The organism is Burkholderia sp. Bp9143 (assembly GCF_003853645.1).
GTDB lineage: Bacteria > Pseudomonadota > Gammaproteobacteria > Burkholderiales > Burkholderiaceae > Burkholderia.
On the sequence record NZ_QTPO01000077.1, the window covers coordinates 1 to 14,774 of the forward strand.

Annotated in this window: 13 protein-coding genes, 1 other RNA gene and 1 pseudogene; 10 read left to right on the top strand and 5 right to left on the bottom strand. The window is 65.4% G+C overall.

Going from position 1 to position 14,774, the window contains the following annotated elements; translation table 11 throughout:
• Positions 1–137 (bottom strand): annotated as a pseudogene (locus DIE23_RS36170) (formate dehydrogenase); the annotation flags it as partial.
• Between the two features lie 131 nt (positions 138–268).
• Between DIE23_RS36170 and DIE23_RS36175 the strand changes: the two are divergent.
• The 3 genes from DIE23_RS36175 (at position 269) to DIE23_RS36185 (ending at position 2,410) form a co-directional block, all read left to right on the top strand.
• Entirely contained in the window at positions 269–1,375 is a 1,107-nt protein-coding gene (locus tag DIE23_RS36175; protein WP_124617336.1) for a substrate-binding domain-containing protein, read from the top strand.
• Positions 1,376–1,476: 101 nt separating this feature from the next.
• Positions 1,477–1,746: a hypothetical protein gene (locus DIE23_RS36180; protein WP_124617338.1), complete on the top strand. Its 270-nt coding sequence runs from the start codon at positions 1,477–1,479 to the stop codon at positions 1,744–1,746.
• A 310-nt stretch (positions 1,747–2,056) separates the two neighbouring features.
• A complete protein-coding gene (locus tag DIE23_RS36185) occupies positions 2,057–2,410 on the top strand; it encodes a DUF4148 domain-containing protein (RefSeq protein WP_124617340.1) in 354 nt (117 codons plus the stop codon).
• Positions 2,411–2,682: 272 nt separating this feature from the next.
• Here DIE23_RS36185 and ssrA read toward each other — a convergent pair.
• The 4 genes from ssrA to ompA form a co-directional block, all read right to left on the bottom strand.
• Positions 2,683–3,052, bottom strand: a transfer-messenger RNA (tmRNA) gene (gene ssrA / locus DIE23_RS36190).
• A gap of 17 nt (positions 3,053–3,069) precedes the next feature.
• Entirely contained in the window at positions 3,070–3,786 is a 717-nt protein-coding gene (gph, locus tag DIE23_RS36195; protein WP_124617342.1) for a phosphoglycolate phosphatase, read from the bottom strand.
• 13 nt (positions 3,787–3,799) lie between these two features.
• Entirely contained in the window at positions 3,800–4,498 is a 699-nt protein-coding gene (gene ubiG, locus DIE23_RS36200; RefSeq protein WP_124617344.1) for a bifunctional 2-polyprenyl-6-hydroxyphenol methylase/3-demethylubiquinol 3-O-methyltransferase UbiG, read from the bottom strand.
• A 152-nt stretch (positions 4,499–4,650) separates the two neighbouring features.
• Positions 4,651–5,322 carry an outer membrane protein OmpA gene (gene ompA, locus DIE23_RS36205; RefSeq protein WP_124617346.1) on the bottom strand — a complete coding sequence of 224 codons (672 nt, stop codon included), beginning with the start codon at positions 5,320–5,322 and terminating at the stop codon, positions 4,651–4,653.
• Positions 5,323–5,857: 535 nt separating this feature from the next.
• On the opposite strand from ompA, the gene gyrA reads away from it, so the two are divergent.
• The 7 genes from gyrA (at position 5,858) to cmk (ending at position 14,647) form a co-directional block, all read left to right on the top strand.
• Positions 5,858–8,461: a DNA gyrase subunit A gene (gyrA, locus tag DIE23_RS36210; protein WP_124617348.1), complete on the top strand. Its 2,604-nt coding sequence runs from the start codon at positions 5,858–5,860 to the stop codon at positions 8,459–8,461.
• 83 nt (positions 8,462–8,544) lie between these two features.
• The gene (locus DIE23_RS36215; RefSeq protein WP_014897732.1) at positions 8,545–9,144 is read left to right on the top strand and encodes a DUF2059 domain-containing protein; all 600 of its coding nucleotides are present in this window, start codon (positions 8,545–8,547) and stop codon (positions 9,142–9,144) included.
• A 161-nt stretch (positions 9,145–9,305) separates the two neighbouring features.
• Entirely contained in the window at positions 9,306–10,388 is a 1,083-nt protein-coding gene (serC, locus tag DIE23_RS36220; RefSeq protein WP_124617350.1) for a 3-phosphoserine/phosphohydroxythreonine transaminase, read from the top strand.
• Positions 10,389–10,422: 34 nt separating this feature from the next.
• The gene (pheA, locus tag DIE23_RS36225) at positions 10,423–11,505 is read left to right on the top strand and encodes a prephenate dehydratase (protein WP_124617352.1); all 1,083 of its coding nucleotides are present in this window, start codon (positions 10,423–10,425) and stop codon (positions 11,503–11,505) included.
• 187 nt (positions 11,506–11,692) lie between these two features.
• Positions 11,693–12,622, top strand: coding sequence for a prephenate dehydrogenase/arogenate dehydrogenase family protein (locus DIE23_RS36230; protein ID WP_124617354.1), 930 nt, complete (start codon positions 11,693–11,695; stop codon positions 12,620–12,622).
• 20 nt (positions 12,623–12,642) lie between these two features.
• Positions 12,643–13,947, top strand: a complete 1,305-nt coding sequence (gene aroA / locus DIE23_RS36235) for a 3-phosphoshikimate 1-carboxyvinyltransferase (protein ID WP_124617356.1) — start codon at positions 12,643–12,645, stop codon at positions 13,945–13,947.
• 13 nt (positions 13,948–13,960) lie between these two features.
• On the top strand, positions 13,961–14,647 hold the full coding sequence (gene cmk / locus DIE23_RS36240) for a (d)CMP kinase (protein ID WP_124617358.1): 687 nt from the start codon (positions 13,961–13,963) through the stop codon (positions 14,645–14,647).
• Positions 14,648–14,774 lie beyond the last annotated feature (127 nt).

Here is a 14,774-nt window from a genome sequence, read left to right on the forward strand (position 1 = left end):
TTCGCGAGCGGTGCGACGCAGCCTGCCGGCACGTAGCCTGCATCGTCCTGGATCGCATGCAGGATCGCGACGAGCGAGCGGCCGGCGTGCGCATGGCGCTCGACGAGCGCGTCGGGCGCAGGGGAATTCGGGGACATCGGTTATGCTCCTCCAAAGTCTCATATGTGCCACCAATTCATATAGTGCACACCGGGACTTCGTCCTGATTGATTTTGAGCAACGATAAGCGGAAGATTCCGCAGTCGCAATAGGAAATCGGAGTACATAATTGATTCGAATCGAATGCGACGCGTATCTGACCGTACGCGACTCGGAGGGCCGCACCGCCAGCCTGTCGGACGTCGCTCCGTTGCTGGAGCTCGTGGCCGATACGGGCAGCATCGCGCAGGCTGCGCAGGCGAAAGGGCTGTCGTATCGGCACGCCTGGGGCATGCTGCGGGCGCTGGAGGCGTGCGTCGGCGGCGAGTTGATCGAGACCGCGCGCGGCAAGGGATCGACGCTGTCGGAGCTGGGGCAGGCGGTCGTCGACGCGCAGCGCCTCGCGCGCAGCCGTCTCGACGGAAACCTGCGCGCGCTGGCGGCCGAGGTGGCCAGCGACCTGAGCCGGCGGCTCGCGCAGCGCGACGGCGCCGTGCGGATCCATGCATCGCACGGCTATGCGGTTGCGACGCTCGTTTCCGCGCTCGTCGATGCGCAGGCAGCCGTGGACATCAAGTATCGCGAGAGTGTCGAGGCCGTGCAGGCGCTCGCGCGCGGCGAATGCGAGCTGGCCGGGTTCCATCTGCCGCGCGGCGCGTTCCGCGAGCAGTGCGCGCAGATCTACCGGCCGTGGCTCGACGACACGCGTCACGTGCTGATTCATCTGACGCGTCGCCAGCAGGGGCTGTTCGTGCCGCGCGGCAACCCGAAGCAGGTCAGCGGGCTCGCCGATCTCGCCCGCGACGACATCCGCTTCGTCAACCGGCAGCCGGGGTCGGGCACGCGCATGCTGCTCGATCTCGCGTTGCGCGCGATCGGCATCGATCCCGAGCGTATCGACGGCTATGCGTCGGCCGAACTCACGCACTCGGCAATCGCCGCGTTCGTCGCGAGCGGGATGGCCGATCTCGGCTTCGGCGTCGAGCCGGCCGCCCATCATTTCGGGCTCGATTTCATCCCGGTCGTCGACGAGGACTACTACTTCGCGTGCGAACGCACGCAGCTCGACTCGCGGCCGCTCGCCGGCGTGCTGGCCTTGCTGCGCGATGCTCGCTTCGTCGAGCGCGTCGCGCATCTCGACGGCTACGATCCGGTCGCGTGCGGGACGCTGACCGGGATCGCGGCGGGGCTCGCCGGTACCGCCGGGGCGGGCGCGCCGGAAGGCAACGCACGGTAACGGGGGCGCGTGCGAACCGCGCTGCAGCAGAGAGGGATTTGCGCTACGCTTGCCGCTTGATCAACGTTCCAACAAGCACGCCGTTCAGGCGTCATCCCGCCATGAAACTTTCCGTTCCCCTCTCTGCGGCCGCGTTGACCGCGGGGCTTCTTCTCGCCGTTTCGCCGTTTGCGCTTGCGCAGAATTCCCCGGGCGTGCCCGGCGGGATCCTGAGCGAACAGTTCCGCCTGAACGAGCATCCGCAGATGCCCTTCGCGGCGTCGACGCCGTCGCAGAAATACCAGAGCAGCAAGAAATCGGCATTGCGCCGGAAGGGCGATATGGGTGATCCGAACGGCTGCAACCTGAAGTGCCCGATGGACACTCAGTAAACAAACGCAGGCGTGCCGGGTCGTCGTCGACGCGACCGTCTGGCCGAGCCGCGCCGATGCCGCGCGGTTCTTTTCGAGCCCCGCAGAGCGTGCTGCCTTGCGGGGCTCGTGCTTTGTGGTCCGTCGTTGTGTCGTGCGATCGTGTGGTGCCGGATCGGGTGCGTATCGCGTCTAGGGTTAACCCTTAATTCGGGAAGGATGTCTTCCTGAAACTTGCCTTATTCTTAAGCATCCGCCTACATAAACTTCGGTTTGTCAGCGATGAACGGGTGTTCACCGCGAAATCAGACAAATCTGGAGGTAGGTCATCATGAAGTCGCTCGTTCAAGCTGTTGTCGTTGCTGCCGCTCTCGTTGCTCCGGTCGTTTCGTTCGCGCAGTCCGGCTCGGCACTCACCCGCGCACAGGTTCGCGCCGAACTGGTTCAACTCCAGCAGGCCGGTTACAACACCGCCAGCGGCGAAGATCCGCACTATCCGGAAGCGATCCAGGCCGCCACGGCGCGTGTTGCCGAGCAACAGCGCAGCGCGTTGGCCCAGGCACAAGGCGCCGACGCCAGCGGCTATGGCGCGCAGGTGCAGGGCGCATCGGCATCGGGCTCGCGTGCGATCGGCGTGCGTCCGGCCAGCGCAGAAGAAATGAAGTCGCTGTATCGCGGCAGCTAAGCCGTGCATCGCCCGGGGAGGCCGCGCGGCGGGTGCGACGGTGCGTCGCGTCCCGGTCGCGGTGCCGGGCAGGGTGCCGTCTGCTGCGGTCGATCACCGCGCGGGCGGCGCCGAACATCCACCACCTCCTGCCGCCGGCATACCGGCGGCATTCCGTCCGGCCCGTCCGGGGCCGGGCGCTTTTTCGGAAGGCGTGGGACGTAAGATTTCACCGGCAACAAAAAACCCCGCAGACTCGCGTCGTGCGGGGTTCGTGCGTCAAGCGCGGAATTTGGTGGAGGCGGCGGGAATCGAACCCGCGTCCAGAAGCGCTCCACGACTAGTTCTACATGTTTAGTTCAGTCATTTGATTTAACCGCAGCGACGCGGACGAACACGCTGCACTACGGCGATTCGCTAGATTTTCGACCCTGGCGTCGCGACGCCGACAGGGCTTAACTGACGTAAATGACCTCTGGCGGTATTGCTACCGGTCTTGCGACACTAGCCCGTCAGTGAACTAGGCAGAGGACGGCGGCCGTTAGGCTGCCAGTGCGAACGTATCGTCGTTTGCAGTTACGATTTTCCCATTGATTAACGAGGTGACGGGTCCTCGACATGCCCTAGCCGCTTCACAACCCCTGTCGAAACCAGGTCGCCCCCGCGGATAAGATCAATCATTATAGCCCAACATCGCGCAGCAGTTCGCGCAGTTCCTGCGTCGTGCCGACGAGATGCTGCGCCTGCCAGTCGGCCGGCGCGGCGCCGTCGCCGCAGTAGCCATAGGCGGCGGCGACCGTCGCCATGCCTGCCGCACTGCCGGCCTGGATGTCGCGAAGATCATCGCCGACATAGACGATGCGCTCGGGCGCGAGTGTCATCTGTCCGGCCGCATGCAGCAGCGGGGCCGGATGCGGTTTCGGGTGCGGCGTAGTGTCGCCCCCGACGATGCAGGCCGCGCGCGTCGCGAGGCCGAGCAGGTCGGCGAGCGGCGTGGTGAGGCGCATCGCCTTGTTCGTGACGATGCCCCAGCGCACGCCGCGCGCATCGAGTTCGTCGAGCACGTCGCCGATGCCGGGGAACAGCACCGTGTGCACGCAGATGTCCGTCGCGTAATTGGCAAGGAACTCGTCGCGCATCGTTTCATAGCCGGGCGATTGCGGGTCGATGCCGAATGCGCCGCCGAGCAGGCCGCGTGCACCGGCCGACGCCAGAGGGCGCAGCACGTCGAGCGACGTTTCGGGCAGGCCGCGCACACGCTGCATCTTGTTGACGGCGGCGGCGAGATCGGGCGCGGTGTCGGCGAGCGTGCCGTCGAGGTCGAACAGCACGGCATCGCAGTGCAGCAGGCGCGGCTCGTCGAGTGCTGGCCGCCTGGTCGAAAGGAGAGTCCTCATGCCGGTCGAAAGGTCAGACGCCGCGGCGGCACGCGACGAGATAGTTGATGTCGGTGTCGTTCGACAGCGCGAAGCGCTTGCCGATCGGGTGATAGGTGATGCCCTTGATCTCCACGATGTGCAGATCGGTCCCGCGCACGAAGCTCGCCAGTTCCGACGGGCGGATGAAACGCGCGTAGTCGTGGGTGCCCTTCGGCAGCATCTGCGCGATGTACTCCGCACCGATCACCGCGAACAGGTAGGACTTCAGGTTGCGGTTCAGCGTGGAGAAGAACACCCAGCCGCCCGGCTTCACGAGCGTCGCGCACGCGGCGACGATGCCGGCCGGCGACGGCACGTGCTCGAGCATCTCCATGCACGTGACGACGTCATAGGTGCCCGGCTCGCGTTCGGCGATCGCTTCGGCGGCGATCGCCTCGTAATCGACCGTGATGCCGCTTTCGAGGCTGTGCAGGTCGGCCACGCCGAGCGCTTCGGTCGACAGGTCGATGCCTTTCACCTGCGCGCCGAGCCCGGCCATCGATTCGGACAGGATGCCGCCGCCGCAGCCGATATCGAGCGCGCGCTTGCCGGCGAGGTGCGCATGCGAATCGATCCAGCCGAGCCGGACCGGGTTCAGGTCGTGCAAGGGCTTGAATTCGGCATTCGGGTCCCACCACCGATGGGCGAGGTCGCTGAATTTCTGGAGTTCGTGCGGATCGGCGTTGGTCATGTCGGCAAACGGGCTACGGAAGGAGGGCGGTGCGTCGATACGTCAGCCCCGAGTATATAAGGGGGCGCACAACGAGGCCAGCGAGCGCCTGGACGGGCGTCAAAGAAAAAGCCCCGCCGGAGCGGGGCTTTGAAGCAGTCGAAAACCGCGGCTTACTGCGCCGGAACGGTCGTCTTCTGGACTTCTTGCGTACCGACCACTTCGACTTCCACGCGGCGGTCCGGTGCGAGGCAAGCGATCAGTTGCTTGCGGTTCTTCTGGTTGCAGCCCGTCGTGACCGGGTTGCGCTTGCCCTTGCCTTCCGTGTAGATCTTGTTGGCCGGGACACCCTTGCTGACCAGGTACGACTTGACAGCTTGCGCACGGCGCAGCGACAGACGGTCGTTGTACTTGTCCGAACCGATGCGGTCCGTGTAGCCCGTTGCGACGACCACTTCCGTGTTCATGCCCTGGATCTTCGAAGCCAGTTCGTCCAGCTTTTGCTTGCCCAGCGGCTTGAGCGTTGCCTTGTCGAAGTCGAACAGTGCGTCGGCTTGGTACGTGATCTTCTGGCTGGTGATGGCCGGAGGAGCAACCGGAGCGACCGGCGGCTGCGGTGCCTGGGCGACCAGTGCGCCATCGCACTTTGCGTTGGCGGTGGCCGGCGTCCAGAACGCGTCACGCCAGCAGAGCTCGTTCGTGCCGTTCATCCACACCCATTCGCCCGTGCCGTTCACCCAGTTGTCGTTGACGGCTTGACGCGACGCCGGCACCGACTGTGCCGAAGCGGATGCAGCCATAACTGCGGTAGCTGCAATGAACGCGAGCTTTGAAAGTTTATTCATATTTCTCCTCTCGAAATTGAGATTACCGCAGGTTTACTGCGAGCCTGTTGACGGTGACAAGTCATACATTGCTCGAAGTATAACATTGGTGCGGCACAAAAAACGCGGCACCGCTCTGTGTAGACTTCGAGCAGCGTCTAACTTTCAGTGCGTTGGCATTTTGCCATATCGTTCCCTTCCTACGAAAAAAAATCCTCCCCACCCTAAGATCGCTCCAACTTTGTGGTGCATGCGCAACACCCGCCTGCCGTAACTTTTAGGGATTGTCAAGAGCGTGCCCGCGAAATTGCGCGAAAGGTCGCAAATGTTTACTCGCATGCGTGATGCGGATTCGCGTGACCCCCGAACTGCCTGAAGGGGCGCGATCGCGGTCGGTCCGGGTGCCGCCGCTGTGGCCGTGATTTTTGCTGTTTACATATAGAGGGGGCGGCGAATTGGCGGCTGATGGGCGCATGTTAGAATCTCGCGTTGCGTTGCGCATGCAGCGCCCACGCGAAAGGCGTTCGCCGTCTTCGCTCCGAAACGATACGGATACATGGATCAATTCGCCAAAGAGACCCTGCCCACCTCCCTAGAGGAGGAAATGCGCCGTTCGTATCTCGATTACGCGATGAGCGTGATCGTCGGACGTGCCCTTCCGGATGTCCGCGATGGCCTGAAGCCCGTGCACCGGCGCGTACTGTTCGCGATGCACGAACTGAACAACGACTGGAACCGCGCGTACAAGAAGTCGGCGCGTATCGTCGGTGACGTGATCGGTAAGTATCACCCTCACGGCGATACCGCGGTGTACGACACGATCGTGCGGATGGCGCAGGACTTCTCGCTGCGCTACATGCTGATCGACGGGCAGGGCAACTTCGGCTCGATCGACGGCGATAATGCCGCGGCGATGCGTTACACCGAAATTCGCATGGCGAAGATTGGTCACGAACTGCTCGCCGACATCGACAAGGAAACGGTCGACTTCGAACCGAACTACGACGGCAACGAGATGCAGCCGTCGGTCCTGCCGTCGCGCATCCCGAACCTGCTGATCAACGGCTCCTCGGGCATCGCGGTCGGCATGGCGACCAACATCCCGCCGCACAACCTGAACGAAGTCGTCGACGCGTGCCAGCACCTGCTGAACAACCCGGAAGCGACGATCGACGAGCTGATCGAGATCATCCCGGCGCCGGACTTCCCGACGGCCGGCATCATCTACGGCGTCGCCGGCGTGCGCGACGGCTACCGCACCGGGCGCGGCCGCGTCGTGATGCGCGCGGCCACGCACTTCGAGGAAATCGACCGCGGCCAGCGGATGGCGATCATCGTCGACGAGTTGCCGTACCAGGTGAACAAGCGCTCGCTGCTCGAGCGCATCGCCGAGCTCGTCAACGAGAAGAAGCTCGAGGGCATCTCCGACATCCGCGACGAGTCCGACAAGAGCGGCATGCGCGTCGTGATCGAGCTGAAGCGCGGCGAAGTGCCCGAAGTGGTGCTGAACAACCTCTACAAGGCGACGCAGCTGCAGGACACGTTCGGCATGAACATGGTCGCGCTGGTCGACGGCCAGCCGAAGCTGCTGAACCTGAAGGAAATCCTGCAGTGCTTCCTGTCGCATCGACGCGAAGTGCTGACCCGCCGCACGATCTACGAACTGCGCAAGGCCCGCGAACGCGGCCATGTGCTCGAGGGTCTTGCGGTTGCGCTTGCGAACATCGACGAGTTCATCGCGATCATCAAGGCAGCGCCGACGCCGCCGATCGCGAAGCAGGAACTGATGGCGAAACCGTGGGATTCGTCGCTCGTGCGCGAGATGCTGACGCGCGCCGAGACCGAGAACGCGTCGGCGGGCGGCCGCTCCGCGTACCGTCCGGAAGGCCTGAACCCGGCGTTCGGGATGCAGACCGACGGGCTGTACCGTCTGTCCGACACGCAGGCGCAGGAAATCCTGCAGATGCGTCTGCAACGCCTGACCGGTCTCGAGCAGGACAAGATCATCGGCGAATACCGCGAAGTGATGGCGCAGATTGCCGACCTGCTGGACATCCTCGCGCGCCCCGAGCGGATCACGATGATGATCGGCGAAGAGCTGACGACGGTGAAGGCCGAATTCGGCGACGCGCGCCGCTCGAAGATCGAGCTGAACGCGACCGAGCTGAATACCGAAGACCTGATCACGCCGCAGGACATGGTTGTCACGATGTCGCATGCGGGGTACGTGAAGTCGCAGCCGTTGTCCGAGTATCGCGCGCAGAAGCGTGGCGGTCGCGGCAAGCAGGCGACGCAGATGAAGGAAGACGACTGGATCGAGACGCTGTTCATCGCGAACACGCACGACTACATCCTGTGCTTCTCGAACCGCGGTCGCGTGTACTGGGTCAAGGTCTACGAAGTGCCGCAGGGCTCGCGCAACTCGCGCGGCCGTCCGATCGTCAACATGTTCCCGCTGCAGGACGGCGAGAAGATCAACGTCGTGCTGCCGGTCAAGGAATTCTCGGCCGACAAGTTCGTGTTCATGGCGACGTCGCTCGGCACCGTGAAGAAGACGCCGCTCGAAGCATTCAGCCGCCCGATGAAGAAGGGCATCATCGCGGTCGGTCTCGACGAGGGTGACTACCTGATCGGCGCCTCGATCACCGACGGCGCGCACGACGTGATGCTGTTCTCCGACGCCGGCAAGGCCGTGCGCTTCGACGAGAACGACGTGCGTCCGATGGGCCGGGAAGCGCGCGGCGTGCGTGGCATGCAACTCGAGGACGGGCAGCAGGTCATCGCGCTGCTGGTTGCCGGCAGCGAGGAGCAGACCGTGCTCACCGCGACCGAGAACGGCTACGGCAAGCGCACGCCGATCACCGAGTACACGCGTCACGGCCGCGGCACGAAGGGGATGATCGCGATCCAGACGTCCGAGCGCAACGGCAAGGTCGTCGCCGCGACGCTCGTCGACGCCGAGGATCAGATCATGCTGATCACGACCGCCGGCGTGTTGATTCGTACACGCGTGTCCGAGATTCGCGAGATGGGCCGCGCCACGCAAGGTGTTACACTCATCAGTCTCGATGAGGGTACCAAGCTCTCCGGCCTGCAGCAGATCGCGGAAGCCGAAGAGGGCGATGGCGAGGCCGACGAGGCGTCGGACGGCGAAGCCTGAAGAACGGATGAGACTCGATCCGCCGCGGGCGAAAAGTGCCGCGGTCGGCGAGCAACCATTCATATTTCCAAAAGGGAGTGATGATGCAAAAGCAATTCAAGCAACTGGTTCTGCTGGCTGCACTGGTGCCGACGTTCGCGATGGCGCAAGCGCTGTCGAATTCCGCACCGGCTGCGACCGCGGCAGCTGCGCCGATCGACGCCGACAAGAAGGCTGCGATCAAGGATCTGCTCGACGCGATCGACGCGCCGAAGCTCGTGTCGGCTATCGGCAACAGCGCCGAGATGCAGGCAAAGCAGCTCGTACCGGCGATCCTGTCGGACGCGCTGTCGGAAAACAAGTCGCTGAACGACAAGCAGAAGCAGGCCGCCGTGCCGACGCTGCAGAAGAACGCGGTGCCGAAGCTGGTTGACGGCGCGGGCAAGGTGTTCGGCACGCAGCAGTTCCAGAACGACGCGATGTCGGCTCAGTACGACGCGTATGCAAAGTACTACAGCACGTCGGAGATCAAGGATCTGACGACGTTCTACAAGAGCCCGACGGGCCGCAAGTTCATCCAGGTTCAGGACCAGGTTGGCCGTGACGTGGTCAACGGCCTGATGCAGAAATACATGCCGCAAGCGATCCAGGCGACGCGCGCTCAGGCTGACAAGGAAGTCGCGGCAGTCAAGCCGGGCAAGTAAGCCGTCCGGGCACGCCGCCCGGCCGTTCGGCCGGGTTTGGCGGGAGCCTGATGACAGTGCGATAATGGCCGTTTGCGCGCGAGCGCAAGCGGCCATTTCTTTTCTGGCGCGGTTCTTTCTGCCGGCGGCAAGCCGGTCGCGTCCCTCCCGAGGTTTTCACGATGCGCGTCTTCAATTTTTCCGCCGGTCCTGCGGCGCTCCCCGAGGAAGTGCTGCGGCAGGCCGCTGACGAAATGCTCGACTGGCACGGCAGCGGCATGAGCGTGATGGAGATGAGCCATCGCGGCAAGGAATTCATGTCGATCCACGAGGCGGCGCTGACCGACCTGCGCGAACTGCTCGATGTGCCGGCCAGCCACCGGATCCTGTTCCTGCAGGGCGGCGGCATCGCCGAGAACGCGATCGTGCCGATGAACCTGCTCGGCTCGCGCAAGACCGCCGACTTCGTCGTGACGGGCTCGTGGTCGCAGAAATCGTTCAACGAAGCGAAGAAATACGGCACGCCGCATCTGGCCGCATCCGGCAAGACGGCGGACGGCTTCACGCGCGCGCCCGCCCGCGCCGACTGGCAGTTGTCGGACGATCCGGCCTACGTGCATCTGTGCACGAACGAGACGATCGACGGCGTCGAGACGTTCGAGATTCCGGACCTCGGCGACGTGCCGCTCGTCGCAGATGTCTCGTCGCACATCCTGTCACGCCCGATGGACGTCGCGAAGTACGGCGTGCTGTTTGGCGGCGCGCAGAAGAACATCGGGATGGCCGGCGTGACGGTCGTGATCGTGCGCGAGGATCTGCTTGATCGCGCGATGTCGATCTGCCCGTCCGCATTTGAATGGAAGACCGTCGCCGAGAACAACTCGCTGTACAACACGCCGCCCACCTATGCGATCTACATCGCGGGCCTCGTGTTCCAGTGGCTGAAGCGGCTGGGCGGCCTCGAGGCGATCGAGGCCCGCAATATCGAGAAGGCGAAGCTGCTCTACGACACGATCGATGCGAGCAGCTTCTATCTGAACAAGGTCGAGCCGGCGGTGCGTTCGCGGATGAACGTGCCCTTTTTCCTGGCCGACGAAACGCGCAATGAAGACTTCCTCGCCGGCGCAAAGGCGCGCGGGCTGCTGCAGCTGAAGGGCCACAAGTCCGTCGGCGGCATGCGGGCGTCGATCTACAACGCGGTGCCGCTCGCGGGTGTGAAAGCGCTCGTCGAGTACATGAAGGACTTCGAACAGCGCGGCGCCTGAGCGCGGCGCTGTTCAAACAGCACGGCAACTACGCATGGACGACGAACTGAATTCCCGCCTGAAACCGTTGCGCGACCGCATCGACGCGATCGACGCGCAGCTGATCGCGCTCCTCAACCAGCGCGCCGCGGTGGCGCTGGAGGTGGGCGAGGTCAAGAAGCACTTCAACGCGCCGGTGTTCCGGCCGGAGCGCGAGCTGCAGGTGATCGCGCGCCTGCAGGACATGAGCGCGGGGCCGCTCGCTGGCGAGCACATCAGCGCCATCTGGCGCGAGATCATGGCCGCGAGCCGCGCGCTCGAACAGACGATCCACGTCGCGTTCCTCGGGCCGGTCGGCACGTACAGCGAACAGGCGATGTTCGAGTATTTCGGCCAGTCGATCGAGGGGCTGCCGTGCCCGTCGATCGACGAGGTGTTCCGCTCGGTCGAGGCGGGCGCGACGGCATTCGGCATCGCGCCGGTCGAGAATTCGACCGAAGGCGCGGTGTCGCGCACGCTTGACCTGCTGCTGCAGACGCAGTTGCTGATCAGCGGCGAGCTCGCGCTGCCGATCCATCACAACCTGCTCACGCAGAGCGGCACGCTCGACGGCGTGACGCGCGTCTGCGCGCATGCGCAGGCGCTCGCGCAATGCCAGCAGTGGCTCGCCGCGAACGCACCGCAGCTCGAGCGGCAAGCGGTGTCGAGCAACGCGGAGGCCGCGCGTCTCGCGGCGGCCGACCCGAGCGTCGCGGCGATCGCGGGTGACCGCGCGGCTGCGCACTACGGGCTGCAGATCGCGTTCTCGCTGATTCAGGACGATCCGCACAACCGCACGCGTTTCGTGATCGTCGGCAAGCAGCCGGCCGGACCGAGCGGTCACGACCAGACCTCGCTGATCGTGTCGGTGAAGAACGAGCCGGGCGCGGTGTTCAAGCTGCTCGAACCGCTCGCGCGGCACGGTGTGTCGATGACGCGCTTCGAGTCGCGCCCGGCGCGGGTCGGCACGTGGGAGTATTACTTCTACATCGACATCGAAGGGCACCGGGACGAGCCAGCCGTGGCCGCCGCGCTCGCGGAGCTCGGCCAGAAGGCCGCGTTCCTGAAGGTACTCGGTTCGTATCCGCGCGCGCGCTGACGCGCAGCGGCCCGTCGCCTGCACCCCGCAGGCGGCGCGGCGAAGCGGGCAGGGCAGGCCGGGTGGCGCTGCCCAAGGCGGGTTCGGGCGGTATCCGGCGCAGATCGCGCCGGGTGCGGGTCCGTTGCCCGGGATCTGGACTTCCGTGCGCGGGGCGTCGTTCCGCGCGCGTCACTTGGCTCTTGTCGTGTCAGGCTTTGCATTCAACAAACTGGTCATCTTCGGCGTCGGCCTGATCGGCGGATCGCTGGCGCGCGCACTGCGCGAGCGCGCGCCGGGCGGTGCGGGCGAGGTCGTCGGCGTCGGTCGATCGCGTGCGTCGGTCGAGCGCGCGCTCGTGCTCGGCGTGATCGATCGCGCGGCGGCGCTCGACGACGATGCGCAAGTGCGCGATGCGCTTGCCGGCGCCGATCTCGTGCTGCTGGCTGCCCCCGTCGCGCAAACGGGCCCGTTGCTCGCGCGCATCGCGCCGTGGCTCGACGCCGCGACGATCGTCACCGACGCGGGTAGCACCAAGTCCGATGTCGTCGCGGCGGCACGCGACGTGCTCGGTGCGCGGATCGCGCAATTCGTGCCGGGCCACCCGATCGCCGGGCGCGAGTCCAGTGGCGTCGAGGCCGCGCTGCCGGATCTGTACGTCGGCCGCAACGTCGTGCTGTGTCCGCTGCCGGAGAACGCTCCCGACGTGGTCGCGCGGATCGACGCGATGTGGCGGGCGACCGGCGCCGACGTGCGCATGATGAGCACGGAGCAGCACGATCGCGTGTTCGCATCGATCAGCCATCTGCCGCACGTGCTGTCGTTCGCGCTCGTCGAGCAGATCCTCGGCGAGACGGATGCCGAACTGAAATTCTCGTATGCGGCGGGCGGTTTCCGCGATTTCACGCGGATTGCGGCGTCGAGCCCGGAAATGTGGCGCGACGTGTGTGTCGCGAATCGCGCGGCGCTGCTCGACGAGCTCGACGGCTACACGCGCGTGCTCGCGCGGCTGCGTGCCGCGATCGACGCCGGCGACGGCGCGGCGCTCGAAGCCGTGTTCACGCGCTCGCGCGCTGCACGCAAGGCATGGCAGGAACGTGGCGCACAGCCCGCTGCCGAACCACCGGTCAAGAAATAACAGGAAACAGGACGACTCCCATGGACTATCTCGATCTCGGCCCGTATTCCAGTGCATCGGGCACCGTGCGCTTGCCCGGCTCGAAAAGCATCTCGAACCGCGTGCTGCTGCTCGCGGCTCTTGCCGAAGGCGACACGACGATCACCAACCTGCTGGATTCCGACGACACGCGCGTGATGCTGGATGCGCTCGGCAAGCTCGGCGTGAAGCTCGCGCGCGAGGGCGACACCTGTGTCGTCACCGGCACGCGCGGCGCGTTCACCGCGAAGACTGCCGACCTGTTCCTTGGCAACGCGGGCACCGCGGTGCGACCGTTGACGGCGGCACTCGCGGTCAATGGCGGCGACTATCGCGTTCACGGCGTGCCGCGCATGCACGAGCGGCCGATCGGCGATCTCGTCGACGGCCTGCGGCAGATCGGCGCGCAGATCGACTACGAGCAAAATGAAGGCTTTCCGCCGCTGCGGATCAAGCCCGCGGCAATCACGGTCGACGCGCCGATCCGCGTGCGCGGCGACGTGTCGAGTCAGTTCCTCACGGCGCTGCTGATGACGCTGCCGCTCGTGAAGGCGAAGGACGGCAGGATCGTCGTCGAAGTCGACGGAGAACTGATCTCGAAGCCGTACATCGACATCACGATCCGGCTGATGGAGCGCTTCGGCGTGACCGTCGAGCGCGACGGCTGGCAGCGCTTCGTCGTGCCGGCCGGCGTCCGCTACCGTTCGCCGGGCCGCATCATGGTCGAGGGCGATGCGTCGTCGGCCTCGTACTTCCTCGCAGCCGGCGCGCTCGGCGGCGGCCCACTGCGCGTCGAGGGCGTGGGGCGCGCGAGCATCCAGGGCGACGTCGGCTTCGCCAATGCGCTGATGCAGATGGGCGCGAACGTATCGATGGGCGACGACTGGATCGAGGTGCGCGGCATCGGCCACGACCACGGCAAGCTCGAGCCGATCGACATGGACTTCAACCTGATTCCCGACGCGGCGATGACCATCGCGGTCGCGGCGCTGTTCGCGAGCGGCACGAGCACGCTGCGCAACATCGCGAGCTGGCGCGTGAAGGAAACCGATCGCATCGCCGCGATGGCGACCGAGTTGCGCAAGGTCGGCGCGATCGTCGAGGAAGGCCCCGACTATCTGGTCGTCACGCCGCCGCAACGGCTTACGCCGAACGCCGCGATCGACACGTACGACGATCACCGGATGGCGATGTGCTTCTCGCTCGTCAGCCTGGGCGGCGTGCCCGTGCGGATCAACGATCCGAAGTGCGTCGGCAAGACGTTCCCCGACTATTTCGACCGCTTTGCCGCGCTCGCCAAGGCCTGACCCGACCGTACCGATGAAATCGACCCGACCCTTTCACCCGACCCCCGTCATCACGATCGACGGTCCGACAGCTTCCGGCAAGGGGACCGTCGCGGCGCTCGTCGCCGCGCATCTCGGCTTCCACCTGCTCGACAGCGGCGCGCTGTACCGTCTCGCGGCACTCGCGAGCGTGCGCTACGGCATCGCGGCGGAGGACATCGACGCGCTCGTGAAGCTGATCGACGATCTTCACATCACGTTCCGCGAGGGCTGCGCGCAGCTCGACGGCGTCGACGTGTCGAACGACATCCGCGCCGAAGCGGTCGGCAACCGCGCGTCGGCGATTGCCGTGCACGGGCCGGTCCGTGCCGCGCTCGTCGCGCGCCAGCGCGCGTTCCGCAAGACGCCGGGCCTCGTCGCCGACGGGCGCGACATGGGTACCGTGATCTTCCCGGACGCCGTGCTGAAGGTGTTCCTGACGGCCAGCGCGGAGGCGCGCGCGGCCAGACGGCATAAGCAATTGATGCAAAAAGGTTTTTCTGCTAATATAGATAACTTGCTCCGGGATCTTCGTGAACGTGACGCGCGCGACAGCAATCGCGCCGCCGCGCCGCTGAAGCCCGCGGCAGATGCCAAGCTGCTCGATACGTCGGCGCTGTCGGTCGATGAAGCTGTCGACCAGGTGCTGCAGTGGTACCGGGCGCTCGGCCAGCTCGCCTGAGAAAGCGGGCAGTAGTAGGTGCTTCGCGCGAGAAGTGCGGAGCGTGTTTCGAACCCTTAACCCCGTGTGGACTTCGATCTGGCCCTTTCAGCCTGCCAACCCGGCCGGCGTGGCACAGCGATCCATG

Bases quoted from the DNA above. Each gene is read 5' to 3' on its own strand.
- DIE23_RS36180 (WP_124617338.1), top strand. From the start codon at position 1,477: ATGAAACTTTCCGTTCCCCTCTCTGCGGCCGCGTTGACCGCGGGGCTT.
- ubiG (WP_124617344.1), bottom strand. From the start codon at position 4,498: ATGACCAACGCCGATCCGCACGAACTCCAGAAATTCAGCGACCTCGCC.
- ompA (WP_124617346.1), bottom strand. From the start codon at position 5,322: ATGAATAAACTTTCAAAGCTCGCGTTCATTGCAGCTACCGCAGTTATG.
- DIE23_RS36185 (WP_124617340.1), top strand. From the start codon at position 2,057: ATGAAGTCGCTCGTTCAAGCTGTTGTCGTTGCTGCCGCTCTCGTTGCT.
- aroA (WP_124617356.1), top strand. From the start codon at position 12,643: ATGGACTATCTCGATCTCGGCCCGTATTCCAGTGCATCGGGCACCGTG.
- DIE23_RS36215 (WP_014897732.1), top strand. From the start codon at position 8,545: ATGCAAAAGCAATTCAAGCAACTGGTTCTGCTGGCTGCACTGGTGCCG.
- gph (WP_124617342.1), bottom strand. From the start codon at position 3,786: ATGAGGACTCTCCTTTCGACCAGGCGGCCAGCACTCGACGAGCCGCGC.
- cmk (WP_124617358.1), top strand. From the start codon at position 13,961: ATGAAATCGACCCGACCCTTTCACCCGACCCCCGTCATCACGATCGAC.
- pheA (WP_124617352.1), top strand. From the start codon at position 10,423: ATGGACGACGAACTGAATTCCCGCCTGAAACCGTTGCGCGACCGCATC.
- gyrA (WP_124617348.1), top strand. From the start codon at position 5,858: ATGGATCAATTCGCCAAAGAGACCCTGCCCACCTCCCTAGAGGAGGAA.
- serC (WP_124617350.1), top strand. From the start codon at position 9,306: ATGCGCGTCTTCAATTTTTCCGCCGGTCCTGCGGCGCTCCCCGAGGAA.